Source organism: Streptomyces sp. NPDC005551 (assembly GCF_042871785.1).
Taxonomy (GTDB): Bacteria; Actinomycetota; Actinomycetes; order Streptomycetales; family Streptomycetaceae; genus Streptomyces.
In genome coordinates this window covers 1-23,789 of the sequence record NZ_JBIAJE010000010.1, presented here as the reverse complement: position 1 = coordinate 23,789, position 23,789 = coordinate 1, and the positions used below count along the sequence as shown (strand labels likewise).

Genomic DNA, 23,789 nt, shown 5'->3' with positions numbered 1-23,789 from the left:
ACATGGGCATGAGCGTGACCATCTCGGGGGCGACCGACCAGGAAGCCGAACAGATCCTCAAGCTGCAGTACCTCTGCTACCAGAGCGAGGCCGAGCTGTACGGCGACTACCGCATCGAACCCCTCACCCAGTCACTGGACTCGCTCAGGGACGAACTGGCCCGGGGCGCGGTGCTGGTGGCCCGGCTCGGGGACGAGGTGGTGGCCTCGGTGCGCGGCACCGTCGACGCCGACGGGACGGCACGCATCGGCAAGCTCATCGTCCACCCGCGCATGCAGCGCCACGGCCTGGGCGGCCGCCTGCTCTCCGCCATCGAGACCCGGCTGGGCGCGGACGGCGCCGCCAAGTCCTACCAGCTGTTCACCGGTCACCGCAGCGAGCACAACCTGCGCCTGTACCGCAAGCACGGCTACGCCCCGGTCTCCACGAGGCGCGTCGACGAGCGCCTCACCCTCATCACCCTGGCGAAGGACGCCGACGCGAGCGCCTTCGCCGCCAGCGCCTAGGTGTATTGATCAGGAGCGTTGCGGGCCCTGCGGAGCCAGTACATCGCCGTCAGCGGCAGCAGCACCGGGATGAACAGGTAGCCCATCCCGTAGTCCGACCACACCGTGGCGTCGGGGAAGGCGGACGGCTCCACGAGCGTCCAGGTCCCGACGATCAGCACGCCCGCCAGCTCGGCGGCGCAGCACACCAGCGCCGCCCGGCGGGCCGTCTCGCCGCCCCGGACGAGCGAGTACGTGATGAAGCCGTACACCAGCCCCGCGACGGCGGACAGCGAGTAGGCGAGCGGGGCCTTGTCGAACTCCGTCGAGATCTGCACCGCGGAACGCGACACCGCCCCGACCACCATCACGCCGTACAGCCAGACCAGCAGCATGCCGGGCCCGCGGATGAGCCGGACCCGCTTCCGCCCGGCCGGCGCCTCGGGCGGGGGCACGTTCCCGTTCTCGTCGGCGGCCGGCACCTCAGCCTCCCCAGATGTCATAGAGCCGCACTTCGAGCACGGCGAGGACCACGCCACCGGCCGCGACCGTGACCGAGCCCCAGCGGGTGCGTTCGGCCAGCGACATGAACCCCGCGACGGGGACGCACGCGAGGGCGCCGAGCAGATACGCCACGAAGATCGTCGTGCCCTGTTCCGGCTTCTCGCCCCGCGACAGCTGGACGATGCCGACGACCAGCTGCACCAGGGCGAGCGACGACACCACGGCCATGCCGATGAAGTGCCAGTCCTTGGTGGGCTGATCGCGGTAGGCGGCCCAGCCGCACCAGGCGGCGAGCAGGAGTGCGGCGACGGCGGTCGCGACCGTCAGGGCATCAAGCATGCCGCGACCCTATTACGGGCCAAAAGGCCCGATGCCCCCGCCCCCGGCGTGCCACGGGAAGGGGGGAGCCCCGGCAGGGCTCCGTGGTGTTGGCCACAGCCGTGCCGCACGCGGGCCGGGTTCGGGCTCGGCGCGGGGGCCGTCCGTCGCGTCCGCGCTGGTCACGCGCGGGCGGAGCGCCCGGCGCCCTCGGGTGCGTCCGGCGTCCACGGCTGTCCGCTATTCGGACAGCGGTGCGGGTCCCCAGGCATACGTCTGCTTTACTGATCGCATGACCACGACGAGCAGCCGCATCCTTGCGACCGAGGCGACCACGACGCCCGGTGCTCGTTGTATGTGTCGAATGTGCGCCTTCTGAGGGCCCCCGCACCACCCCTGAGCCTCGCGCCCCGAAGCGAGACGGCTGTGCCGTGTCCGTAGCTCCTGCGTGACCGAGCCGGCCCCCGCGCACACGTTCTCCCCGGTTCGACCGCCCCTCGCGAGAACCGTGCCGCGTTCCCGACCGCATGCACCCGTGCCGGGGCACACCCACGCCCCGCACACGACAGTGACGGAAACCCAGTGATCACGACAACGGGCCTGACCAAGGTCTACCGCTCGCGCGGCCGTGAGGTGACCGCCCTCGACGGCGTCGATCTGCACGTACGCGAAGGCGAGGTGTACGGCGTCATCGGCCAGTCCGGCGCCGGCAAGTCCTCCCTCATCCGCTGCGTCAACCTCCTGGAGCGCCCCACCGCCGGCACCGTGACCGTCGCCGGGCAGGACCTCACCGCCCTCGCCGGCCGCGGCCCGCGCGCCGGCCGGGAGCTCCGCAGGGCACGCAGCCACATCGGCATGGTGTTCCAGCACTTCAACCTGCTGTCCTCGCGCACCGTGCAGGACAACGTCGAACTGCCCCTGGAGATCCTCGGCGTCTCCGGCAAGGAGCGCTCCCGCAAGGCGCTCGACCTGCTCGACCTGGTCGGCCTCTCCGACAAGGCGAAGGCCTACCCGGCGCAGCTCTCCGGCGGACAGAAGCAGCGCGTCGGCATCGCCCGCGCCCTGGCCGGCGACCCGAAGGTGCTGCTCTCCGACGAGGCCACCAGCGCCCTCGACCCCGAGACCACCCGGTCCGTCCTCCAGCTCCTGCGCGACCTGAACCGGCAGCTGGGCCTGACCGTCCTGCTCATCACCCACGAGATGGACGTCGTCAAGACCGTCTGCGACTCGGCCGCCCTCATGCGGAACGGCCGCATCGTCGAGTCCGGCACGGTCACCGAGCTGCTCGCGACCCCCGGCTCCGAGATGGCCGCGGCCCTCTTCCCGGTGAGCGGCGACGCCTCCGCCGACGACCGCACCGTCATCGACGTCACCTTCCACGGCGAGGCCGCCACCCGGCCCGTCATCTCCCAGCTCTCGCGCACCTACAACATCGACATATCGATCCTGGGCGCCGCGATGGACACCGTCGCGGGCAAGCAGGTCGGCCGGATGCGCATCGAACTGCCCGGCCCCTACGAGGAGAACGTCGTGCCGATCGGATTCCTGCGGGAGCAGGGCCTGCAGATCGACCTCGTCGGCCAGGCGGACCAGCAGTCCGCGCTCGTGAAGGAAGGTGCCAAGTGACCTGGTCGGAGATGCAGCCACTGCTGACCCAGGCGTGTTGGGACACGTTCTACATGGTCGGCTGGTCCACGCTCATCGCGATCGTCGGCGGCCTGCCGCTCGGCCTGCTGCTCGTCCTCACCGACCGCGGGGGACTGCTGCAGAACGTCGTGGCCAACAAGGTGATCGGGCAGGTCGTGAACATCGCCCGCTCGATGCCGTTCATCATCCTGATGGTCGCCCTGATGACCTTCACCCGCACGGTCACCGGGACGACCATCGGCCGGGAGGCGGCGATCGTGCCGCTCGCCGTCGGCGCGATCCCCTTCTACGCGCGGCTCGTCGAGATGTCCGTCCGCGAAGTCGACGACGGACTGGTCGAGGCCGTGCAGTCGATGGGCGGCAGCACCTGGAAGACCGTACGCAGCGTCCTCGTGCCCGAGGCCCTCCCGTCGCTGATCTCCGGCGCCACCACGACGGTGGTCGCGCTCATCGGCTACTCCGCCATGGCGGGCACGGTCGGCGCCGGCGGACTCGGCGACATCGCCATCCGGTACGGCTACCAGCGCTTCGAGACCGGCCTGATGTGGATCACCGTGGCGGTCCTGGCCGTCGCGATCTCCTTCCTCCAGTTCGGCGGCGACTTCGCCGCGCGCGCCCTGCACCGCAGGGGTGCCAGGACCGGCCCCCTGCTGCTCTTCCGCCCCTTCAGTGGCATCTTCCCCGGCACGGTCGCGACCGACGCCGTCAGGAAGAGCTGACCCCGGACTCCCCGTCCCACCCAGACGGGGCCGCTTCACCCATAAGGAAAGGCACTTTTCGTGCGTAACACCGCCAAGATCACCACCGCCGTCCTCGCCGCCGGAGCCCTCACCCTCGGCCTCAGCGCCTGCGGCTCGGAGAAGGACTCCGCCTCCGACACCAGCGGCCCGCTGATCGTCGCCGCGAGCCCCACCCCGCACGCCGAGATCCTCACCTACGTCAAGGACCACCTGGCGAAGAAGGCGGGACTCGACCTGGAGGTCAAGGAGTTCACCGACTACGTCACGCCGAACACGGCGACCGAGGACGGGTCCGTGGGCGCCAACTACTTCCAGAACCAGCCCTACCTCGACGACTTCAACAAGAAGAAGGGCACCCACATCGTGCCCGTCGTCACGGTGCACCTGGAGCCGCTCGGCCTGTACTCGCACAAGGTCAAGAAGGCCGACGAGCTCAAGAGCGGCGCGACGGTCGCCGTCCCGAACGACACGGTCAACGAGGCGCGGGCGCTCAAGCTCCTCGACGACAACGGGATCATCACCCTCGCGAAGGGTGTGGGCAACGAGGCGACCCCCGGCGACATCGTCAAGAACCCGAAGAACCTGAAGTTCAAGGAGCTCGAGGCCGCCCAGACGCCCCGCTCCCTGGACGACGTCGACGCCGCGGTGATCAACGGCAACTACGCCATCGAGTCCGACCTCAAGCCCGCCGACGACGCCCTCGTCCTGGAGTCGGCGAAGAACAACCCCTACGGCAACTTCCTCGCCGTGAAGAAGGGCAACGAGGACGACCCGCGCGTGAAGAAGCTCGCCAAGCTCCTCACGTCGCCCGAGGTGAAGAAGTACATCGAGGACAAGTACGCCGGGTCCGTCCTGCCGTCCTTCTGATCCCCGACACGGGGCCGCTCCCGGCCGGTCGCCCCCGGCCGGGCCCGCCGGTCACCCCACGGGGTCCGCTCTTCACCGGGAGTGGACCCCGTGATGCGGTTCGGTGCTTCCATGCTGCATGCTGGGCAGTTCAGCAGGCCGGACGACATCCGACGGCCCGACAGCTTCCGAAGGTTACGGAGCGGCGCATGACGAGCACCTTCCCCGGCATCTCCATCAGCACGGAGCGATTGGTGCTGCGCCCGCTCGAAGAGGACGACGTCCCGGCCCTGGCCGAGATGATGAACGACGAACTGGTCGCCGCCTGGACCTCCGTACCGCAGCCCTTCACCGAGGACGGCGCCCGCCGCTGGATCGCCGAGTACGCGCCCGCCGAACGCGCTGCGGGCCGCGGACTCGACCTGGCCGTCACGGAGTTCCTCACCCAGCGGCTGGTCGGCATCGTCCAACTCGGCAGAACCAACTGGCACGTTCGCTCCACCGAACTGTCGTACATCATCGCGCCCTGGGCCCGCGGCGAGGGCTACGCCTCCGAAGCCGCCCTCGCCACCGCCCAATGGCTCTTCCGCGACCAGGAGTTCGAGCGCATCGAGCTGCGCACAGCCGCCGACAACACGGCCTCCCAGCAGGTCGCCCAGAAGATCGGCTGCATCAGCGAGGGCGTCCTGCGCAACGCCTGCATAGCGCGCACCCGCACCGAGGACGGCACGTGGGCCGACCTGCGCACCGACTTCATCGTGTGGAGCCTGCTCCCCGAGGACCTCGACGGCGTCGCCGAGGAACTCGCCGAGACGACCGGCTTCACGTCGTACTCCGACTGGAACTGAAACCGCGGGACCGCTCCCACCCGTGGCGGGGGCCGTCGCCGCACCGCCCAGGTCCACCGGGTACCCTCACGGAGCCCGTGCGCGGGCAGCCCCCCGACACGCTGCGAAAACCACCTGGAGACTGACGACGATGGCCGACCGGGTCACGGTGATCGGCTGGGACGGCTCGCCGCTGACCGCCGCGGCGCAGTCCGCTCTCCGTGCCGCCACGCTGGTGGCGGGAGCCGGCCACCACCTCGAACTCCCCGAAGTGCCCGCGACCGCCGAGCGCGTCCGCCTCGGCAGCGTCGCCCTGGCCGCCCGCCGCATCGCCAACCACCGCGGTACCGCCGTCGTCCTCGCCGACGGGGACCCCGGCTTCTTCGGAGTCGTCCGCACCCTGCGCGCTCCCGAGTTCGGACTCGAGGTCGAAGTCGTCCCCGCCGTGTCCTCCGTGGCCACCGCCTTCGCCCGCGCCGGAATGCCCTGGGACGACGCCCACGTGGTCGTGGCACACCCCCGCTCGCTGCGACGCGCCGTCAACGTATGCCGCGCCCACACCAAGGTCGCCGTCCTCACCTCACCCGGCGCCGGCCCCGCGGAACTCGGTCTGCTCCTCGAAGGAGTCCACCGCACCTTCGTCATCTGCGAGGAGCTCGGCACCGGCCGCGAGCAGGTCAGCGTCGTCACCTCGGACAAGGCCGCCGACCACACCTGGCGCGATCCGAACGTCGTCATCGTCATCGGCGGCTTCGTGGCCGCGGCCGAGGGCGGCGGCTGGATCGCCGGACGCGAGCCGGGCGCGGGCCCGCGCGGCTGGGCGCTGCCGGCGACGGCGTACGGCGGTGTACTCGGCGAGGGCGAGGCGGACCTGCTGCGCGCCGCGCAACTCGCCAGACTCGGACCGCGCATCGGTGACCTGGTGTGGGACATCGGATCCGGCAGCGGCGCCTTCGCCACCGAGGCCGCCCGCACCGGCGCCGCGGTCATCGCGGTCGACCGGAACCCGGCGGCCTGCGCGCGCACCGACGAATCGGCCCGCCGCTTCGGCGTCCAGGTCCAGGTCGTGCCCGGCACCGCCCCGCACATCCTGGAGAACCTCCCCGAACCCGACGTCGTCCGTGTCGGAGGCGGGGGAGCGGCGGTGGTCTCCGCCGTCGCCGACCGCCGACCGCAGCGCATCGTGACCCACGCGGCGACCCGTGACGCCGCCGAACTCATCGGCCGGGACCTCGGCGAGCACGGCTACCAGGTCGAGTGCGCCCTTCTCCAGGCCGTCGACCTCGACACGCGGGCCTGGACGGAGAGGGAGCGGAGCGTCGCGTTCCTGCTCACCGGGCGTCTGCCCGACCGCGCCCCGTGATCCGCTTGTCATACCGCGCGCGGTAGGCTGGCCGATCGTGGTACCGCACTTGTGCCCGGCGCTTCGTCGGCCAATGTCCGGAAAACGCGCCCCTTTTGGGTCGGGTGTGGTACGGCGTCGACCGGAGGACGCGCAACGTGGCGCAGTCCACAGTGGACCGTGGCGGATCAAGCTGTCGCGACGGCGGGACGACCGCGACAATGCCAGTTAATGGCTTTGTCTCCTTTGCGGGCGGGTCGTTCGTGCCGCTGGGCACGCACGCTCGTTCTTCTCTGCGGGGGGCGGTCGGTGCGCCGTTCCGGGCGAGCTGGTCGTAGGAGCACTAACCGATGGGCGAGGGGTACGCATGACCGACACCGGCCAGGTCCCGGGCGAGGGACTGCCTGAGAACGCAGGCATGGTGGAGCAGCCGGGCGTCTCCTCGCTCGGTGCGTACACCTACCTCGACCCCTCCGGCGTCCCCGCCGAGGACGACGATCTGCTTCTCATGCCGGGCGCACAGGGTGCGTGGGGCAACGAGGTGGCACCACCCGCCCCGATGCCCCTCCCCCCCGAGCCGCACCCGCTGTTCGTCCCGCAGGCCGCGCATGAGCCCGGTCCGCACGAGACGGGCGGCCGGGACAGCGGGTCGGTCGATCTCGGCGGTGTCCGGACGGCCGCCGCTCCGGCGTCCCAGCCGGCGCCGCCCCGCCGTCCCCTGCACCTCGGTCCGCCCACCCCGGACGGCTCGTCCAGCCCCGTGCGCTCGCTCGCGGACCGCGGCCCGGCGGGTGCGCCGGCCGCCCCCGCGCCCGTACGCCGGGCCGGCCCGCCGGCCAACGGGTCCGAGTACCCCGACGTCCCGCAGCTCGGGGACGTCCCGCAGCAGGGCGCGCCCTGGGGTGCCGCGCCGCAGCCGGCCACCGGGGGGATCCCCGCAGAAACGGTCGTCCCGGAGGCGGCACCCACCGCGGAGGCCGGGCCCGCGCCGGAACCGGCGCAGGTCGCGGACGCGTCCCCGGAGCCGGAAACCGCGCCGCCCGCGGAGACCGCCCAGGCCCCGGACGGCACCGAAGCCGCGCAGGCCCCGGACGACATCGAGGCGCCCCAGGCCGCGCCCGCCGAGCCGGTGCACGCCGAGCCCGCTCCGGACGAGGCCGCTCCGGACGAGGCCGCTCCGGACGAGGCCGCTCCGGACGCGGCCCCGGTGCTCGAATCGCCGCAACGCACCGAGACGCCGGAAGGCATCGACGCGCCCACTGGCATCGCTGAGCCCGTAGGCACCGACGATTCCGCGGGCACCGCTGAGCCCGCAGGGATCGACACGTCGGGGGTCCTCGACGCCGTACCGGCACCCGAGACCGGAGCCGTGCCTGCCGGTGAAGCCGCGCTCGCGCCGGAGAACTATCTGCACCAGCAGGCCCTGGACGGTGCCGTCCTCACCGACGGGTCGCCCGCCCTGCAGGACCCGCACGCACCGGCGATCCCGCAGAACCTCGACGGCTCGCCGGACCCGCAGGACCCGCACGCCGGGCACGTGACCGAGGTCGGGACCGGGCAGCCGCTGCCGCCGGTGCAGGCCGACCTGCACGGACCCGCCGTTGCCGAGCCGTCCGCCCCTGAGGGGGAGGAATTGGAGCTCGCGCGGCACGCCGAGTCCGGGCACCCCCACCCGGCGCCGGACCTCCAGCCCGCCCCGGACCTCCAGCCCCTCCCGGATCCGCAGGCCCTCCTGAACTCGCACGACGCCTCGTCCGCGTACGAGCCCCGGATCGCGCCCCCCGTACAGCCGCGGACCACCGAACCGGCGGCGCCGGACACGGACGCGGCCGACACGGGGGCCGCTCCGCCCACCGGGGCCGTGCTGCCGGACGCCGGTGCCCCGGACACGGACGCCGCCGCCCCGTTCGTCGACGCGGGGCCCGCCGGGGACCCGCAGCAGCCGCCCGTGCAGGCACCGCAGCCGCCGGCCGGGACGGACCCCGTGCCCGCGGTCGACGCGGCGTACGCCGAGCCGGTCGCGGACGTCGAACCGGCGGCGCCGTACGTCCAGCAGATCCCCGAACCCGTCGCGGAACAGCCGCACGCCGTCCCGGCGGGCGTCGGCGCGCCCCACGCCGTCCCGGGTCAGGGCCCGGCCGGTCACGCGCGGGGCGAGGTCCTGCCGGACGAAGCGGTCGTGTTCCCGGAGCCTGTGCCCGCCGCGGACCACCGGGAACACAGCGTTGGCAGGCACGCGAACCGGCTCGTCGGTGAGTTCGTCCCCGTCGAGGGTTCGGTGCCGACGACGCCGCATCTGGCCCCGACACCCCCGCACGCCATGACGGTGCCGCCCCTGCCCCCGCAGGAGCAGCAGACGGCCCCGGCCCCCGACCCGGAGCCGGCACCTGTCGCTCCGGCGGTGACCGCACCCGCTTGGGCACCGACCGAGGAGCCCCTCACCGGGGAACCGGTCGAAGCCGAGGCGGACCAGCCCCTGGCCGCCGAAGCCGAAGCACCGGTGGAACAGCCCGCGGCGGCCGAGCCCGTCCCGGAGGCCCCGGTCCCGGCCCCCGAGCCGACGGACGAACCGCAGCCCGCCACCGCCCCCGCGGCGGCCGCGGAACCCGACGCCGCCGTGCCCGCCCCACGCGAGACCGAGGCGTCCCCCGTACCGGAGCCGCCCGCCGCGGACCCGGAATTCGTAGTCGCACAGCAGGCGGACGACCTGGACACCCAGGGCGCCGACCAGGAAGAGAGCACGGCCGCAGTGGAAGACGTGAGGGAGTCCACCGGCCCCGCCGCGCCCGGTTACGACGACGCCGAGCGCGAGGCCGTGCTGCGCGTGATGCGCGAGCGCCGCGACATCCGCAACGGTTTCCGCAGCGACCCGATCCCGCACGACGTGCTGCTGCGCGTCCTCGAGGCCGCCCACACCGCGCCGAGCGTCGGCCACTCGCAGCCGTGGGACTTCGTGGTGATCCGCTCCGCCGAGACCCGCCGCTCGATGCACGAACTCGCGGCGCGTCAGCGCGAGGCGTACGCGAAGTCGCTGCCCAAGGGCCGGGCGAAGCAGTTCAAGGAACTGAAGATCGAGGCCATCCTCGACACCCCGGTGAACATCGTCGTCACCGCCGACCCGACCCGCGGCGGCCGCCACACCCTGGGCCGCCACACGCAGCCGCAGATGGCCCCGTACTCCTCCGCGCTCGCCGTCGAGAACCTGTGGCTCGCCGCGCGCGCCGAGGGCCTCGGCGTCGGCTGGGTCAGCTTCTTCGACGAGCGTGAGATGGTCCGCGCCCTCGGGCTGCCCGAGCACCTGGAGGTCGTCGCCTACCTCTGCGTCGGCTACGTCGACGAGTTCCCGGACGAGCCCGAGCTGATGCAGGCCGGCTGGTCCAAGCGCCGCCCGCTGTCGTGGGTCGTCCACGAGGAGACGTACGGCCGTCGCGCGCTGCCCGGCGAGGAGCCGCACGACCTGCTCGCGGAGACCGTCACCAACATCCGCCCCCTCGACGCCAAGGCGCTCGGCGAGGCCTGGGAGCGCCAGAAGCGGATGACGAAGCCGGCCGGCGCACTCGGCATGCTGGAGATCATCTCCGCGCAGCTGTCGGGACTGTCCCGCCAGTGCCCGCCGCCCATCCCGGAGCCCGCGGCCGTCGCGATCTTCGCCGGGGACCACGGTGTGCACGCCCAGGGCGTCACTCCCTGGCCGCAGGAGGTCACCGCCCAGATGGTGGCCAACTTCCTGGGCGGCGGCGCGGTGTGCAACGCCTTCGCCAACCAGGTGGGCGCCGAGGTCTGCGTCATCGACGTGGGTGTCGCCTCCGACCTGCCCGCGACCCCGGGTCTGCTGCCGCGCAAGATCCGTGCCGGCACGTCCGACATGACCACGGGTCCCGCGATGACCCGCGAGGAGGCCAGGGCGGCCATCGAGGTGGGCATCGAGACCGCCCGCGACCTCGTGGCGGCCGGCAACAAGGCGCTGCTCACCGGCGAGATGGGCATCGCCAACACCACCGCGTCGGCGGCCCTGATCTCGGTCTTCACGGGCGCCGACCCCGGCGAGGTGACCGGTCGCGGCACGGGCATCAACGACGAGACCCTGGCTCGGAAGACGGAGGTCGTCCGCCGCGCCCTGGAGCTGCACCGGCCGGACCCGGCCGACCCCGTCGGCGTCCTCGCCGCGATCGGCGGATTCGAGCACGCCGCCATGGTCGGCCTGCTGCTGGGCGGCGCGTCCCTGCGAACGCCGGTGATCCTGGACGGGGTCAGTGCCGGTGCGGCCGCCCTGGTGGCGCGCGCGGTCGCCCCCGAGGTGCTCGCCGCCTGCATCGCGGGCCACCGCAGCGCCGAACCCGGCCACGTGGCGGCCCTGAACAAGCTGGGCCTGCGTCCCCTGGTCGACCTCGACCTGCGGCTGGGGGAGGGCACGGGCGCGCTCCTGGCGCTGCCGGTGGTGCAGAGCGCGGCGCGGGCGATGCACGAAGTGGCGACGTTCGACTCCGCCGGGGTGACCGAGAAGTAGCACCGGGGGCGCCGTGCCCTGTCCTGCCCCCTCGCATGGGCGGTACGGGAAGGGCACGGCCGCCCGGAGCCGGCTCGACACCCCCGGACACCGGCCCGGCCCCGGCTCGCCACTCTGGACGCCCACCCGGCACCGAGCGGCACCCCCCGGGACACCGACCCCGTAGCAAAGCGGGACCCCCGAACACCGACCCGGTACCAAAGCTTCGCCCCGGGCCGCCGACCCGGCACCGAGCGCCACCCCCGGACACCCCGGACACCGCCCCGCCCGGACACCGCCCCCGTTTCGGGCGGGCCAGGGTGCGGGGAGGAAATCCGCACCCACCCGCGCCACCACACGGACCCGCAGCTTAAAATCCGCACGTCAGGCCCGCTCCGAAGGCGCAGGGGGCCCGTCTCGCACCGCCCCGCAAGGAGCCGACCTCCCATGGCCGAACACCCCGCCTACCCCGTAGGCCTCCGCCTCGCCGGCCGCCGCGTCGTCGTCCTCGGCGGCGGCCAGGTGGCCCAGCGCCGCCTCCCCGCCCTGATCGCGGCAGGCGCGGACGTCCACCTCGTGTCACCGCACGCCACTCCCTCCGTCGAGGCGATGGCGGACGCGGGCGAGATCAGCTGGACGCGGCGGCCGTACGAGGACGGAGACCTCACCGACGCCTGGTACGCCCTGATCGCCACCAGCGACACCGCGGCCAACGTGCGTGCCTCCGCCGAGGCCGAACGGCACCGCGTCTGGTGCGTCCGCTCCGACGACGCCGACGCCGCCACCGCCTGGACCCCGGCCACCGGCCACAGCGAGGGCGTCACGGTCGCCGTGCTGACGACCGACGCGCGGGGCCGCGACCCCCGGCACACCGCCGCCATCCGTGACGCCGTCGTCGAAGGCCTGCGCGACGGCACCCTCGTGGCGCCCCACCACCGCAAGCGTGCCCAGGGCGTCGCCCTCGTCGGCGGCGGCCCCGGCGACCCCGACCTGATCACGGTGCGCGGCCGCCGGCTCCTCGCCGAGGCCGACGTGGTCATCGCCGACCGTCTCGGCCCGCGCGACCTGCTCGCCGAACTCCCCCCGCACGTCGAGGTGATCGACGCGGCGAAGATCCCGTACGGCCGGTTCATGGCCCAGGAGGCCATCAACAACGCGCTGATCGAGCACGCCAGGCAGGGCAAGGCGGTCGTCCGGCTCAAGGGCGGCGACCCCTTCGTCTTCGGCCGGGGCATGGAAGAGGCCCAGGCGCTCGCCGAGGCGGGCATCCCGTGCACGGTCGTCCCGGGCATCTCCAGTTCGATCTCGGTCCCGGGCGCCGCGGGCATCCCGGTCACGCACCGCGGGGTCGCCCACGAGTTCACCGTGGTCAGCGGTCACGTGGCCCCCGACGACGAACGCTCCCTGGTCGACTGGGCGGCGCTCGCCAGGCTGCGCGGCACGCTGGTCGTCCTGATGGGCGTGGACAAGATCGGCGCCATCGCCCGCACGCTCATGGAGAACGGCAAGTCCGCCGACACCCCGGTCGCCCTGGTGCAGGAAGGCACGACGGCCGCCCAGCGCCGGGTCGACGCGACCCTCGCGACGGTCGAGGAGACCGTACGCTCCGAGGACGTGAGGCCCCCGGCGGTCATCGTCGTCGGGGAGGTCGTGAACGCGGGCGCGGGACTGCTCACGGACCTTTTCGGAGCGGCGTCCTCCGGGCCGTCCGACGTCCCGGCCCCCGGGCTCACCGAGTAGCACACTCCACGTAACCGCGGGTAACGCACCCGTTCCGAGCCGTTGGCACCGCATCCAGGACAAGGCAGTATCACCCTGTGGCCGATCTCATCACCATTGAGGACCCCGACGACCCGCGTCTGCGTGACTACACGGGCCTGACCGACGTGGAGCTGCGCCGCAAGCGCGAACCGGCCGAGGGCCTGTTCATCGCCGAGGGCGAGAAGGTCATCAGACGCGCGAAGGACGCCGGCTACGAGATGCGCTCGATGCTGCTCTCCGCCAAGTGGGTCGACGTCATGCGCGACGTCATCGACGAGCTGCCGGCCCCGGTGTACGCGGTCAGCCCGGAGCTCGCGGAGCAGGTCACCGGCTACCACGTGCACCGCGGCGCCCTCGCCTCCATGCAGCGCAAACCGCTGGCGACGGCGGACGAACTGCTGCGGTCGGCCCGCCGGGTCGTCGTCATGGAGTCGGTCAACGACCACACCAACATCGGTGCGATCTTCCGTTCGGCGGCGGCCCTCGGCATGGACGCGGTGCTGCTCTCCCCGGACTGCGCGGACCCGCTGTACCGGCGTTCGGTGAAGGTCTCCATGGGCGCCGTCTTCTCGGTTCCGTACGCCCGGCTCGACTCCTGGCCGCGGAGCCTGGAGTCGGTGCGCGAGGCGGGCTTCGCCCTCCTCGCGCTCACCCCCGACGAGAAGGCCAAGACCCTCGACGAGACCGCGCCGCACAGGATGGACCGGGTCGCCCTGATGCTCGGCGCGGAGGGCGACGGCCTGTCCACCCGGGCACTGGTCGCCGCCGACGAGTGGGTGCGCATCCCGATGGCCCACGGTGTCGACTCGCTCAACGTCGGCGCGGCGGCGGCGGTCGCCTTCTACGCCGTGGCGACGGGTCGCCCGCCTGCCTGAGCGTCCCGTCGGCCGCGCGCCCCGCCCGACGCGGGTCCCGCCCGAGGCGCGTCCCGCTACCTCGGGGCGATCCGGTGTCCGCCGTCCGGAGGCGCGTACGACAGCTCGTGACGTACGTCCGTGCGGGCGTCCCCGTCTTCGAGTCCCCGCGCCGGACCCTGGCAGCCCTGGGCCACCGCGATGCCCAGCGCCACCAGCAGCGTCACCACGACGAACACGAAGAGCCGCTGCCGCAGGAGCCGCGGATTGGCGGGCCGCCGACCGGTGCCGGTGGTACGCGGGCCCGGCCGGCCGGCGCCGCTGCGGGGAGCGGGCCGCCTGCCGGAGCGGGTCGTGTCGCGCGAGGGCGCGGGGCGCGACCCCGGCCGCGAGCCGCCGCCCGTGCGGGGCTGGGAGGTGCCCCGTGACCCCTGTGTGCCCTGCGGGCGGCGCTGGGTGCGCTGCTCGGCGTACTGCTCGGCGAGCCGGCCGCTCGGCCGGGCCGGGTCCGTGCGCGGGGCGGGCGGCCGTACGTCCGCGAGTCCCTGCGCCTCCCGGGCCGCGATCTCCTTGAGGCGCAACGACAGTTGCAGCGTGCTGGGCCGCTCCTCGGGATCCTTCGCGAGGCAGGCCCGCACGAGCGGGGCCAGCGCGTCGGGAACGCCGTGCAGCTGGGCCTCCTCGTGCACCACGCGGTACAGCATCACCTCGGAACTGCCGTGCCCGAAGGGCGAGTCGGCCGTCGCCGCGTAGGCGAGCGTGGCACCCAGGGAGAAGACGTCGGTCGCCGGAGTGACGGCGGCGCCGCGCACCTGCTCGGGCGCGAGGAACCCCGGCGACCCGACCGCCGTACCGACGTGCGTGAGCGTGGAGGCACCCGTCGCCCAGGCGATCCCGAAGTCGATGATCCGGGGGCCCTTCGGGGACAGCAGGATGTTGGACGGCTTCAGGTCGCGGTGGACGACACCGGCCTCGTGCACCGCGACGAGCCCTTCGGACAGGGCGGCGCCGACGGCCGCCACGTCGGCGGCGCTCAGCGGTCCCTCCTCGGCGACCTTGTCGTGCAGCGAGGGGCCGGGAACGTACTGCGTGGCGAACCACGGCCGCTCCGCGTCGAGATCGGCCGCGACGAGCCGCGCCGTGCAGCCGCCCCTGATCCGCCGGGCCGCCGAGACCTCGCGCGCGAACCGCGACCGGAATTCCTGATCCTCCGCCAGGTCGGGCCGGATCACCTTCAGTGCGACCCGCTGGCCACGCCGGTCGGAGCCCAGGTAGACAACGCCCATCCCGCCCGCGCCGAGCCGTCGGTGAAGCCTGAACGAGCCGACGACACGCGGGTCCTCGCGCCTCAGGCGCATCATCGCCATGTCCATCCCCGCTGCCCGGTCCGTTTGACGAGCCACAGCTTACGTTTCCACGGCCGGGCGCGCGCATAGGCCGCGCCCTCGCGACCCGATCGATTGTCAGTGCCGGGTGGGAAACTTGAAAGGTGGTCAGGGAACGCGCGGCCAGGCCGGCTTCGAGCTGCCTGGGGTCCCAACCATCCGTCGCAGAAGGGGGATTGAACCCGTGAAGGGTGACCGTGTGGAGATAGTCGTGGACGCCGGGGACACGACGCGCACGTACGAGGTGGTGGCGAGCAGGGCGGGTCGCCGGGTGGAGACGGCGGTGCGCCGGGGTGTCGTGGAAGTGAGCGAAGTCACCCGAAGTGGATCAGTGGTGCGCACGGCGCGCTTCATGGCCAATCGGGTGCTGGCCCTCGTCGAGCAGCCGATCCCGAGAGAGGACACCTCGGAAGAGTAGGGACACACCGGACGTCCCCTCCGGGAAGACCCTGAGACCTAGGACCTCATCTCCACCCAGGGGAGTACGTCGCAGGTCATCGCTCATCCTCCGGGAGGCCCGGCAATCGGTACGAGGGCATGACGACCGGCACCCGCCGGGCCCCTAGATTTGAGGTCAAGCGGCGGGTGCAGCACTCGTCCCCCGAGGTCAGCCACCCGCCGCCGTCAAGAACGACAGAAACTCGGTCAGGAGAGGGACCATGGCCCATACGGCACCGCGGACGGCGATCCGCACGCAGGGACGCAAGGCGTACGCCGCGTTCGGCGGCAGCCCGGGCCGTCGCCACCCGTTGGTGGCGACAGCGATGGTCCTTCCCCTGGCGGCCCTGCTCGTGGTCGTGTTCGGCGGCTGGGAAGCAGTGGTCACACAAGCGTCGTCCGTGGGCGTGATGCTGGGGCGCTGAGCGGCGCCCCGGGCCCGGAAGAGCGGTCCGGGCGGGGACATCCGGCCAGGAAACCCCGTGGGGACGGGGGTGCGGCGGACGGCACAGATGCCCGCGCAGCTGGGGAGCTGCGCGGGCATTGCCATGCCCACGTCCCACCGGCCGCCAGGGGCGGGCCCCACCCTGAAGCGCACCGCGGTACCGGGACCAACGCCCTGACCCACGCCCTCCGGGGCCCCCGTCGTAGGGGATGCGCCGCTGTGACGGGGCGGCCCCCGTGAGCGACGCGCCGCCGTGTCCGGGGCGGCCGCCGCCGTGGGCGCGCGACCGCCGGGACCGGGCTGCCGCCCTGGGAACCGATCCAGCGGCGCACGGCTACCGCCGCCAGGGACGCACCGCCCTGTCCCGAGCCGCCCGGCGTCTGCGTACGCTCAGTTCGAACCGAACGCATCCGAGGGGGACCCGTGACCGCAGACGTGCTGCCCGCCCTGACCGCCCGGGCGCGCGGCGCGGCCCACCCCGGGGGCGCCGCCTGCGCACACGCCGAAGCCGTCCTCGCCGACCGGGCGGACGGCACCGTCGTGCGGCACGGCGACACCGTCGCCAAGGCCCACGACTCCGGTACCGACCCGCGGGAGCTCTCCCGGCGTCTGGCCGTCGCCGCGCACCCCGGCCTCTCCGGTGTCCTGCTGCCGCCCCTGCACCCGGCCCCCGTGACCCTGCACGGTCGCCCCGTGACCTTCTGGCCGTACGGCACGCCGGTGGACCCGGAGACTCCGGAGGCGGCCCCCTGGGAGGAGGCCGCCGTCCTGCTGGCCCGGCTGCACCGCACGCCGGTGCCGGCCGGACTGCCCGTGATGCGCGGCCCGGCCAAGGCGGCCCGGGCGATCGGCAGGCTCACGGCGGCCGGCCCGCACCCCGCCGCCGAACCGGTCCTGCGCGCCTGGGCCGGCCTGCCGCCCTGGGCCCGCGCCGAGGCCCCGATGCCGGCCGCGCCCACCGCGCTCTGCCACGGCGACCTCCACCTCGGCCAGCTCGTGCGCCACCCGGCGGCGACCGGCCCCTGGCTGCTCATCGACGTCGACGACCTCGGCCACGGCGTGCCGGCCTGGGACCTGGCCCGCCCGGCCGCCTGGTACGCCTGCGGTCTCCTGCCGCCCGACGAGTGGACCCGCTTCCTGACCGCCTATCGGCAGGCCGGTGGCCCGGCGGTTCCCGCCGAGGGCGACCCGTGGCCCGCGCTGGACGTGCCGGCCCGCGCGCTCACCGTGCAGACCGCGGCGCTGGCGATCGCCAAGTCCGTGGCGGCGGGGCGCCCCTTGGACGAGGTTCAGCAGGCCGTGGTCGACGCGTGCGACCGCATGGCCCCCCGCCCGCCGGAGTCCGCACGTGATCACGCGAAGTAGGGTGCAACCGACCGCAGGCCGGGCAGTGTCTGTCCTGATGGAGAGCGAAGCAGCGTTGACGACGAGGAGTTGAGCCGAGCATGCAGTGTCCGAAGTGCCACGCGCCCATGCACACCTACAACCGCAATGGTGTCCAGATCGAGCAGTGCAGCGGCTGTCGCGGGATCTTCCTGGACTACGGCGAGCTGGAGTCCCTGACCCGCCTGGAGTCCCAGTGGTCGCAGCCCGCTCCGCCGCCCCCGGGCGTCCCGCAGGCGTACCCTTCGGCCCCCGCGCCGGCGTGGGGCGCTCCGCAGGGCGGCCACGGCGGCCACGGCGGTCACTACGGCGGCCACCACCGCCAGAAGAGCTTCGGGCACATGCTCTTCTCGTCCTGAACCGAAGAGGGGCCCTCCGCGCGGGAGGGCCCTTCGCCGTCCCCGGCCGGAGACGGGGCACGACGAAGCCCCCGGCCGTCGAGACGGCCGGGGGCTTCGGCTGGTGCGCGATACTGGGATTGAACCAGTGACCTCTTCCGTGTCAGGGAAGCGCTCTCCCGCTGAGCTAATCGCGCGGGACATGGTGCGGTGTACTGCGTGCGCGATACTGGGATTGAACCAGTGACCTCTTCCGTGTCAGGGAAGCGCTCTCCCGCTGAGCTAATCGCGCGGGATCGGATCTTCGACAAGATCCAGTGGACGATACTGGGATTGAACCAGTGACCTCTTCCGTGTCAGGGAAGCGCTCTCCCGCTGAGCTAATCGTCCTTGGAGGTGGAGACGGGATTTGAACCCGTGTAGACGGCTTTGCAGGCCGTTGCCTCGCCTCTCGGCCACTCCACCAGGAGTGCGGGGGTTCGGGAAGATCCCCCTCTTCCTACGAGCGGACGACCAGGTTCGAACTGGCGACCTCAACCTTGGCAAGGTTGCGCTCTACCAACTGAGCTACGTCCGCGTGTCGTTTCCGGTCGGCTCACGCGTCCCGGCGACGTGTTGAACTCTAGCGGATTCCCGGGCCAGTACAAAAACGCGTTTGTGCAGCGTGCTGCGGTGCGTCCGCGCCGGGACGCGGCCGGGCCCACCCGCAGGTCACCCGCCCTAGACTCGACCGCGTGCACGACCTCCCTGCTCTCGCCCGCTTCGGCGGCCTCGTGGCGACCCGCCTCCTGGACGTCACCAGCGACCCCGCGGCCCTGGAATCCACCGGCTTCTGGGCCGTGGCGGCCGACTTCGAGGGCCGGCTGACCTGCGCCCGTTTCGGCGACGTACGGCCCGAAGAGGTGCCCGCGCCGGTGCCGGGGGAGTGGCGGGGGCCGGCGGCCGGTGACTGGACGTCGTCCCTCGACCGCACCGCGTACACCGAGGGCGTACGGCGGATCCGGAAGCACATCGCGGCCGGCGAGGTGTACCAGGCGAACCTCTGCCGGGTGCTCTCGGCGCCCGTCGCCCCCGGCGCCGACGTGGACGCGCTCACCGCGCTGCTGGCCCGCGGAAACCCCGCGCCGTACGCGGGGACGATCCGCCTGCCCGCCCACGGCGTCGAGATCGCCACCGCGTCCCCGGAACTCTTCCTGCGCCGCGACGGCCGGACCGTCGAATCCGGGCCGATCAAGGGAACGGGGCGGACGGAGGCGGACCTCCTGGAGAAGGACCACGCCGAGAACGTGATGATCGTGGACCTGGTCCGCAACGACATCGGGCGGGTCTGCGCCACCGGCACCGTGACCGTCCCCGACCTGTGCGTCGTCGAGAAGCACCCCGGACTCGTGCACCTCGTCTCCACCGTCCGCGGGGAACTGCGCGAGGACGCGGGCTGGCCGGAGCTGCTCGCCGCGGCCTTCCCGCCCGGCTCCGTCACCGGCGCCCCCAAGTCCAGCGCCCTGCGGATCATCGACGCCCTGGAGACCGCGCCGCGCGGCCCCTACTGCGGCGGCGTCGGCTGGGTCGACGCCGACCGGGGCACCGGGGAGCTGGCCGTCGGCATACGCACCTTCTGGATCGACCGCGCCGAGGGTGTCCTGCGGTTCGGCACGGGGGCCGGCATCACCTGGGGCTCGGACCCCGAAGGCGAGTGGCGGGAGACCGAGCTGAAGGCGTCGCGACTGCTCGCGGTAGCGTCGGGGACGTACGAGGCGAGTGGAGGGACCCTTTCGTGAAGATCTGGCTCGACGGCGGGCTGCAGGACATCGAGTCCGCCCGCGTCTCCGTCCTCGACCACGGACTGACCGTGGGCGACGGCATCTTCGAGACGGTGAAGGTGGCCGACGGGCGGCCGTTCGCCCTGACCCGTCACCTCGACCGGCTGACCCGCTCGGCCCGCGGCCTCGGCCTGCCCGACCCCGACCTCGACGAGGTGCGCCGCGCCTGCGCCGCGGTCGTCGAAGCCAACCCGATGGCGCTGGGCCGCCTGCGGATCACCTACACCGGCGGCCACGGCCCGCTCGGTTCGGACCGCGGCGAGCACGGCCCGACACTGATCGTCGCGCTCGGCGGGACCGCCCGCCGCCCCGACTCCACCGCCGTCGTCACCGTGCCGTGGACCCGCAACGAGCGCGGCGCCCTCACCGGCCTCAAGACCACCTCGTACGCGGAGAACGTGGTCGCCCTGGCCCGCGCCCGCGAACAGGGCGCATCCGAGGCGCTGTTCGCGAACACGGCGGGGCAGCTGTGCGAGGGCACGGGGTCGAACGTCTTCGTCGTCCTCGACGGCGAGATCCACACTCCGCCGGTCGCCTCGGGCTGCCTCGCCGGCATCACCCGCGCCCTCGCCGCCGAGTGGACGGGCGCCCGGGAGACCGACCTGCCGTTCGACGTCCTGGAGCGCGCCGACGAGATCTTCCTGACGTCCACGCTGCGGGACGTGCAGGCGGTGCACCGCGTCGACGGGCGTGAACTGCCGGGCACCCCGGGCCCGGTGACCGCCAAGGCGATGCGGATCTTCGAGGAGCACGCCGGGAACGACCTCGACCCGTAGCCGAACCGCCGGCAAATCCGGATGACGTCCGGCCGCCGGGCGGGTACAACACCCCTGATGACCACCACCCTGCGGCCGACCGAGCCGCTCCAGCACCACGCCGACGGGACGCGTTCGCGCCGCTACCAGGTGTGCGTGAACAGCCGTCCCGTGGGCGCGATACACCTCAGTACCCACGCGCTCTTCGGATCCGGCGTCGCCCGGGCCGCCGACCTGTGGATCGACGAGCCGGACCGCGGGCGCGGGCGGGGCACGGTGGCCGCCCTCGCCGTCGAGGAGGTGGCCCGCGGCTGGGGCTGCCGGCGGATCGAGGTGTCGGTTCCCGCCGACGCCGTGGCCGCCCTCAGGCTGACGAGTGCGCTGGGGTACGTCACACGCAACCGCGGCATGGAGAAGCGGCTCGGCGCCGAACCCCCGCGGCTGCCCGCGGGCAGCCGCGCCCGCCCCATGTCCCAGGAGGAGTACGGGCCTTGGGAGGCGCGGGCCAGGGAGAGCTACGCGCGGATCTGGATCGAGCGCGGCGTGCCCGAGGCGGAGGCGTACGAGAAGTCGCGGCGCGACCACGACGAGCTGCTGGCGCGGGGGACGGACACCGAGGACGTGCTGATCAGCGTCCTGGAGCACGAGGGAGCTCCGGTCGGCACCCTGTGGCTGGCGCTTCAGGACGACCGCGCCTTCGTCTTCGACGTCGAGACCGACGCCGCCCACCGCGGCCGGGGCAACGGCCGTACGCTGATGCTGCTGGCCGAGGCGCAGGCGGTGGCCGCCGGCCGGCCCGTGATCGGCCTCAACGTCTTCGCGGGCAACACGCCGGCCGAGCGGCTCTACGAGTCCCTCGGCTACCGGACGACCGCCCACCACCTGTACAAGAACCTGCTGTAGGGCAGGGGGCGGACGGGATCAGGCCTCCTGCTCCGCCAGCAGCCGGTCGGCGATCTCCTCGACGCGCTCGCGCAGCCCCTCCTGGCTCCTGCCGCCGTCGAGGCGCTCCCCGCCGATGACGTAGGTGGGCGTGCCCGTCACGCCGATGGCCTTGCCCTCGGCCTGATCGGCGTCGACGATCAGGATGTGCCGGCCGTCGATCAGCGCGGTGTCGAACTCCTCGGCGTCCAGGCCGAGTTCACGGGCCACCTCGACGAGGAACCGCTCACCTCCGCCGTCGAGTTCCTCGACGCGGCCGAGCACGGCCTCCACGTACGCCCAGGCCCTGCCCTGCTCCGCGGCCTCCTCGGCGGCCTGCGCGGCGGCGAAGGCGTGCTTGTGCTTGTCCAGCGGGAAGTGCCGCAGCCGCAGTTCGAGCCGGTCGCCGTAGCGGGCGCGCAGGGCGCGCAGGTCGTCCAGGGCCGTGCGACAGTCGGGGCACTGCAGTTCGCACCAGAGGTCCAGGACGGGGGTGGCGGGGCGGGCGGCGGAGGAGTCGTTCATGGTCCCCAGTCTTCCAGCCGCGGCGCCGCTGCCCAACCGGGACCTCCGCGGCGCCGCTGCCCGGCCGGGACTTCCGCGGCGCCGCTGCTCGACCGGGACCTCCGCGGCGCTGGTGCCCGACCGGGACCTCCGCGGTGCCGGTGCCCGACCGGGGCCTCCGCGGTGCCGGTGCCCGACCGGGACCTGGGGAGGACGCCGACCCGGAGATGTCCCTGAGGTCCGCCCGGACCGTGGCACGCCGGGCCGGGCTCGGTGCAGGATGGAAGGGACGCAGTAGCCCTTCCCGCCCGCCCGCACCCCGCCCGGAGGACCGGATGATTGCCGAGACCGTCTGTTCCGCCGTGTCCGCGGCCGGGCTGGGTATCGCCGTGGTCACGGCGTACCGCAAGCGTTTCCTCGCCGCGGCCCGCATCGCCGCCTACTCCCTGGTGCCCGTCGGTCTGGTGATGACCGGTGCCGTCGGCTGGGCCGCGGACACCGCCTTCAGCCCGACCGCGTGGGCCGGTTTCGCAGTGCTGGGCGGTGCCTGGCTGCTGTTCCTGACCACCCGGGCCGTGGAGCGCCGCGGCGGCGGCACCCGCGAGGAGCGCAAGGCGGCGCGGGCCGCGCGGCGTACGGCGGTGGCCCCCGAGGCGTCCGCGCCCTCGCTGGGGCAGAACGCGCGCCCCACCGGGCGGCCCGCCCCCGCGCGGCGCCCGGCGGCGGCACCGCAGGAGGACTTCAGCGACATCGAGGCCATCCTGAAGAAGCACGGCATCTGAGAGAGCACGGAGCACGGAGCCGGTCGGAGACGGCCGGTAGGCGGGCAGCGCTCAAGTGATCACATGCACCCGCGGAAGTGATCACCTCCGGCGTCCTGCTGCGCGAAGATCAGTGAACTCCCGGTCATTTCGGGTGTCTTGATCGCCTGCGGGGTGTCCCGTAGGTCATCATCACCGCGAGATGCTGGACACAACACAGAGCGACACCGCCGCCCCTCCCGAGGAACGGCGAGGTTGTCTCTTCGCGCTTTCCCAGCCACCGCTGATGATCTTTCTGGCGGTGATCGGCTGTCTTCTGCTCATGGCTTCGCTGCACGACCTGCTGCTGCTCTGAGCCGTACACGGAGCCCCTGGCGCCACCCGCCGAGGGCTCCGTCAGCCGGCCGCTTCCTTGCGCCGCGCCCGGTAGGCCGCCACATGCAGGCGGTTTCCGCAGGTCCGGCTGTCGCAGTACCGGCGGGATCGGTTGCGGGAGAGGTCGACGAAGGCACGCCGGCAGTCCGGTGCCTCGCAGCGGCGCAGCCGTTCCTGTTCCCCGGCGACCACGAAGAAGGCCAGCGCCATCCCGCAGTCCGCCGCGAGGTGGTCGGCGACGGAGGCGCCGGGCGCGAAGTAGTGCACGTGCCAGTCGTAGCCGTCGTGGTCGGTGAGGCGCGGTGTGGTTCCCGCGGCGGCGACCAGTTCGTTGATGAGCAGGGCCGCGGCGCGCGCGTCGTCGGCCGCGAAGATGCCCGTGAACCGCGCCCTCACCTGGCGCACGGCCGCCAGATCCTGCTCCGTCAGCACCCCCACGTCGCTGATGTCGTGGTTGCGCACGAAGTCCTCGAGGGAGGCGAGGTCCGGGAGGCGGTCCGCCGCGTCGTCCTCCGGCGCGGTGTTCACCAGATCCACCACGGTGTCGAGCGCGCACCGGGTGTCGTGGGTGATCAGCACGTTTCGCTCCCTGGCCTGAAGTCGGGCGGGCGCCCGCCGATGGGGGGCCGAGCCTAGCGGCTCGGCGTCGGTGGAGGCCGGTACGGACCAGGTGCCGGAACGCTCCGTGACGGCCGGACGTCCGCCGTGGGCACGCACCGGCGCCGGGGGGGGGGGGGCCCCCCCCCCGCCGCGGGCCCGCCGGGGGGGGGGGGGGTGGGGGGGGGGGGGCCCCCCCCGGGGGGGGGGGGGGGGCCCGCCCCGCGGGGGGGGGGGGGGGGGGGGGGGGGTGGGGT

Annotated in this window: 23 protein-coding genes and 5 tRNA genes; 18 read left to right on the top strand and 10 right to left on the bottom strand. The window is 73.4% G+C overall.

The genetic code is table 11. The annotated features are described in order from the left end of the window. Window positions 1-2: 2 nt before the first annotated feature. Window positions 3-506 (top strand): GNAT family N-acetyltransferase, encoded by a 504-nt coding sequence (locus ACFYP4_RS27265; protein ID WP_358855283.1) that lies wholly within the window; start codon window positions 3-5, stop codon window positions 504-506. On the opposite strand, the gene ACFYP4_RS27260 is transcribed toward ACFYP4_RS27265, so the two are convergent. Continuing rightward, window positions 503-988 carry a hypothetical protein gene (locus ACFYP4_RS27260; RefSeq protein ID WP_388788855.1) on the bottom strand — a complete coding sequence of 162 codons (486 nt, stop codon included), beginning with the start codon at window positions 986-988 and terminating at the stop codon, window positions 503-505. The genes ACFYP4_RS27265 and ACFYP4_RS27260 overlap by 4 nt on opposite strands. Next, window positions 969-1,328, bottom strand: a complete 360-nt coding sequence (locus ACFYP4_RS27255) for a hypothetical protein (protein WP_358855282.1) — start codon at window positions 1,326-1,328, stop codon at window positions 969-971. The genes ACFYP4_RS27260 and ACFYP4_RS27255 overlap by 20 nt, the downstream gene beginning before the upstream one ends. A gap of 561 nt (window positions 1,329-1,889) precedes the next feature. Between ACFYP4_RS27255 and ACFYP4_RS27250 the strand changes: the two genes are divergently transcribed. The 8 genes from ACFYP4_RS27250 to ACFYP4_RS27215 all read left to right on the top strand — a co-directional run bounded on the left by ACFYP4_RS27250 (window position 1,890) and on the right by ACFYP4_RS27215 (window position 13,831). Continuing rightward, window positions 1,890-2,933, top strand: a complete 1,044-nt coding sequence (locus tag ACFYP4_RS27250) for an ATP-binding cassette domain-containing protein (RefSeq protein WP_358855281.1) — start codon at window positions 1,890-1,892, stop codon at window positions 2,931-2,933. Continuing rightward, window positions 2,930-3,673: a methionine ABC transporter permease gene (locus tag ACFYP4_RS27245; protein ID WP_358855280.1), complete on the top strand. Its 744-nt coding sequence runs from the start codon at window positions 2,930-2,932 to the stop codon at window positions 3,671-3,673. The genes ACFYP4_RS27250 and ACFYP4_RS27245 overlap by 4 nt, the downstream gene beginning before the upstream one ends. Before the next feature lie 60 nt (window positions 3,674-3,733). Then, complete coding sequence (locus tag ACFYP4_RS27240) at window positions 3,734-4,561, top strand: MetQ/NlpA family ABC transporter substrate-binding protein (RefSeq protein ID WP_388788851.1); 828 nt, start codon at window positions 3,734-3,736, stop codon at window positions 4,559-4,561. Between the two features lie 188 nt (window positions 4,562-4,749). After that, window positions 4,750-5,388, top strand: coding sequence for a GNAT family N-acetyltransferase (locus ACFYP4_RS27235; protein WP_358855278.1), 639 nt, complete (start codon window positions 4,750-4,752; stop codon window positions 5,386-5,388). A 130-nt stretch (window positions 5,389-5,518) separates the two neighbouring features. Next, entirely contained in the window at window positions 5,519-6,730 is a 1,212-nt protein-coding gene (gene cbiE, locus ACFYP4_RS27230) for a precorrin-6y C5,15-methyltransferase (decarboxylating) subunit CbiE (protein ID WP_388788848.1), read from the top strand. A gap of 346 nt (window positions 6,731-7,076) precedes the next feature. After that, the gene (gene cobT / locus ACFYP4_RS27225; protein ID WP_388788845.1) at window positions 7,077-11,216 is read left to right on the top strand and encodes a nicotinate-nucleotide--dimethylbenzimidazole phosphoribosyltransferase; all 4,140 of its coding nucleotides are present in this window, start codon (window positions 7,077-7,079) and stop codon (window positions 11,214-11,216) included. Between the two features lie 426 nt (window positions 11,217-11,642). Then, window positions 11,643-12,935, top strand: coding sequence for a uroporphyrinogen-III C-methyltransferase (gene cobA, locus ACFYP4_RS27220; protein ID WP_358855275.1), 1,293 nt, complete (start codon window positions 11,643-11,645; stop codon window positions 12,933-12,935). A 77-nt stretch (window positions 12,936-13,012) separates the two neighbouring features. Continuing rightward, a complete protein-coding gene (locus tag ACFYP4_RS27215; RefSeq protein WP_358855274.1) occupies window positions 13,013-13,831 on the top strand; it encodes an RNA methyltransferase in 819 nt (272 codons plus the stop codon). Window positions 13,832-13,887: 56 nt separating this feature from the next. On the opposite strand, the gene ACFYP4_RS27210 is transcribed toward ACFYP4_RS27215, so the two are convergent. Then, the gene (locus ACFYP4_RS27210; protein ID WP_358855285.1) at window positions 13,888-15,183 is read right to left on the bottom strand and encodes a protein kinase; all 1,296 of its coding nucleotides are present in this window, start codon (window positions 15,181-15,183) and stop codon (window positions 13,888-13,890) included. A 196-nt stretch (window positions 15,184-15,379) separates the two neighbouring features. On the opposite strand from ACFYP4_RS27210, the gene ACFYP4_RS27205 reads away from it, so the two are divergent. The 4 genes from ACFYP4_RS27205 to ACFYP4_RS27190 all read left to right on the top strand — a co-directional run bounded on the left by ACFYP4_RS27205 (window position 15,380) and on the right by ACFYP4_RS27190 (window position 17,820). Beyond that, window positions 15,380-15,613 carry a hypothetical protein gene (locus tag ACFYP4_RS27205; protein ID WP_358855273.1) on the top strand — a complete coding sequence of 78 codons (234 nt, stop codon included), beginning with the start codon at window positions 15,380-15,382 and terminating at the stop codon, window positions 15,611-15,613. A gap of 241 nt (window positions 15,614-15,854) precedes the next feature. Next, window positions 15,855-16,058 carry a hypothetical protein gene (locus ACFYP4_RS27200; RefSeq protein WP_358855272.1) on the top strand — a complete coding sequence of 68 codons (204 nt, stop codon included), beginning with the start codon at window positions 15,855-15,857 and terminating at the stop codon, window positions 16,056-16,058. 443 nt (window positions 16,059-16,501) lie between these two features. Continuing rightward, window positions 16,502-17,443 carry an aminoglycoside phosphotransferase family protein gene (locus tag ACFYP4_RS27195; protein ID WP_388788839.1) on the top strand — a complete coding sequence of 314 codons (942 nt, stop codon included), beginning with the start codon at window positions 16,502-16,504 and terminating at the stop codon, window positions 17,441-17,443. A gap of 80 nt (window positions 17,444-17,523) precedes the next feature. Next, on the top strand, window positions 17,524-17,820 hold the full coding sequence (locus ACFYP4_RS27190) for a zf-TFIIB domain-containing protein (RefSeq protein ID WP_388788836.1): 297 nt from the start codon (window positions 17,524-17,526) through the stop codon (window positions 17,818-17,820). A 101-nt stretch (window positions 17,821-17,921) separates the two neighbouring features. Here ACFYP4_RS27190 and ACFYP4_RS27185 read toward each other — a convergent pair. The 5 genes from ACFYP4_RS27185 to ACFYP4_RS27165 form a co-directional block, all read right to left on the bottom strand. Then, window positions 17,922-17,996 (bottom strand) — tRNA-Val (locus ACFYP4_RS27185). A gap of 23 nt (window positions 17,997-18,019) precedes the next feature. Continuing rightward, window positions 18,020-18,091, bottom strand: a tRNA-Val gene (locus ACFYP4_RS27180). 26 nt (window positions 18,092-18,117) lie between these two features. Continuing rightward, window positions 18,118-18,189, bottom strand: a tRNA-Val gene (locus tag ACFYP4_RS27175). Window position 18,190: 1 nt separating this feature from the next. Then, a tRNA-Cys gene (locus ACFYP4_RS27170) sits at window positions 18,191-18,264 on the bottom strand. 39 nt (window positions 18,265-18,303) lie between these two features. Further along, window positions 18,304-18,376 (bottom strand) — tRNA-Gly (locus ACFYP4_RS27165). Between the two features lie 157 nt (window positions 18,377-18,533). Between ACFYP4_RS27165 and ACFYP4_RS27160 the strand changes: the two genes are divergently transcribed. The 3 genes from ACFYP4_RS27160 to ACFYP4_RS27150 are packed head-to-tail and all read left to right on the top strand — an operon-like array spanning window position 18,534 to window position 21,277. Continuing rightward, window positions 18,534-19,577 (top strand): chorismate-binding protein, encoded by a 1,044-nt coding sequence (locus tag ACFYP4_RS27160; protein WP_358855269.1) that lies wholly within the window; start codon window positions 18,534-18,536, stop codon window positions 19,575-19,577. Further along, window positions 19,574-20,395 carry an aminodeoxychorismate lyase gene (locus ACFYP4_RS27155; protein WP_358855268.1) on the top strand — a complete coding sequence of 274 codons (822 nt, stop codon included), beginning with the start codon at window positions 19,574-19,576 and terminating at the stop codon, window positions 20,393-20,395. The genes ACFYP4_RS27160 and ACFYP4_RS27155 overlap by 4 nt, the downstream gene beginning before the upstream one ends. A gap of 57 nt (window positions 20,396-20,452) precedes the next feature. Next, entirely contained in the window at window positions 20,453-21,277 is an 825-nt protein-coding gene (locus ACFYP4_RS27150) for a GNAT family N-acetyltransferase (protein ID WP_388788833.1), read from the top strand. Between the two features lie 18 nt (window positions 21,278-21,295). Here ACFYP4_RS27150 and ACFYP4_RS27145 read toward each other — a convergent pair whose 3' ends face one another. Continuing rightward, window positions 21,296-21,820 carry a DsbA family protein gene (locus ACFYP4_RS27145; protein WP_388788830.1) on the bottom strand — a complete coding sequence of 175 codons (525 nt, stop codon included), beginning with the start codon at window positions 21,818-21,820 and terminating at the stop codon, window positions 21,296-21,298. Between the two features lie 314 nt (window positions 21,821-22,134). Here ACFYP4_RS27145 and ACFYP4_RS27140 point away from each other — a divergent pair, with 314 nt between their 5' ends. Both ACFYP4_RS27140 and ACFYP4_RS27135 read left to right on the top strand, forming a co-directional pair. After that, window positions 22,135-22,581 (top strand): hypothetical protein, encoded by a 447-nt coding sequence (locus ACFYP4_RS27140; protein ID WP_358855265.1) that lies wholly within the window; start codon window positions 22,135-22,137, stop codon window positions 22,579-22,581. 181 nt (window positions 22,582-22,762) lie between these two features. Further along, complete coding sequence (locus tag ACFYP4_RS27135; RefSeq protein ID WP_010988207.1) at window positions 22,763-22,915, top strand: hypothetical protein; 153 nt, start codon at window positions 22,763-22,765, stop codon at window positions 22,913-22,915. A 41-nt stretch (window positions 22,916-22,956) separates the two neighbouring features. Here ACFYP4_RS27135 and ACFYP4_RS27130 read toward each other — a convergent pair whose 3' ends face one another. After that, window positions 22,957-23,514, bottom strand: coding sequence for a CGNR zinc finger domain-containing protein (locus ACFYP4_RS27130; protein ID WP_358855264.1), 558 nt, complete (start codon window positions 23,512-23,514; stop codon window positions 22,957-22,959). Between the last annotated feature and the right edge of the window lie 275 nt (window positions 23,515-23,789).

Excerpts from the sequence above, each read along its gene's own strand:
- ACFYP4_RS27265 (WP_358855283.1), top strand. The coding sequence starts at position 3 with ATGGGCATGAGCGTGACCATCTCGGGGGCGACCGACCAGGAAGCCGAA.
- ACFYP4_RS27260 (WP_388788855.1), bottom strand. The coding sequence starts at position 988 with ATGACATCTGGGGAGGCTGAGGTGCCGGCCGCCGACGAGAACGGGAAC.
- ACFYP4_RS27255 (WP_358855282.1), bottom strand. The coding sequence starts at position 1,328 with ATGCTTGATGCCCTGACGGTCGCGACCGCCGTCGCCGCACTCCTGCTC.
- ACFYP4_RS27235 (WP_358855278.1), top strand. The coding sequence starts at position 4,750 with ATGACGAGCACCTTCCCCGGCATCTCCATCAGCACGGAGCGATTGGTG.
- cbiE (WP_388788848.1), top strand. The coding sequence starts at position 5,519 with ATGGCCGACCGGGTCACGGTGATCGGCTGGGACGGCTCGCCGCTGACC.
- cobT (WP_388788845.1), top strand. The coding sequence starts at position 7,077 with ATGACCGACACCGGCCAGGTCCCGGGCGAGGGACTGCCTGAGAACGCA.
- cobA (WP_358855275.1), top strand. The coding sequence starts at position 11,643 with ATGGCCGAACACCCCGCCTACCCCGTAGGCCTCCGCCTCGCCGGCCGC.
- ACFYP4_RS27210 (WP_358855285.1), bottom strand. The coding sequence starts at position 15,183 with ATGGACATGGCGATGATGCGCCTGAGGCGCGAGGACCCGCGTGTCGTC.
- ACFYP4_RS27200 (WP_358855272.1), top strand. The coding sequence starts at position 15,855 with ATGGCCCATACGGCACCGCGGACGGCGATCCGCACGCAGGGACGCAAG.
- ACFYP4_RS27190 (WP_388788836.1), top strand. The coding sequence starts at position 17,524 with ATGCAGTGTCCGAAGTGCCACGCGCCCATGCACACCTACAACCGCAAT.
- ACFYP4_RS27150 (WP_388788833.1), top strand. The coding sequence starts at position 20,453 with ATGACCACCACCCTGCGGCCGACCGAGCCGCTCCAGCACCACGCCGAC.
- ACFYP4_RS27145 (WP_388788830.1), bottom strand. The coding sequence starts at position 21,820 with ATGAACGACTCCTCCGCCGCCCGCCCCGCCACCCCCGTCCTGGACCTC.
- ACFYP4_RS27140 (WP_358855265.1), top strand. The coding sequence starts at position 22,135 with ATGATTGCCGAGACCGTCTGTTCCGCCGTGTCCGCGGCCGGGCTGGGT.
- ACFYP4_RS27135 (WP_010988207.1), top strand. The coding sequence starts at position 22,763 with ATGCTGGACACAACACAGAGCGACACCGCCGCCCCTCCCGAGGAACGG.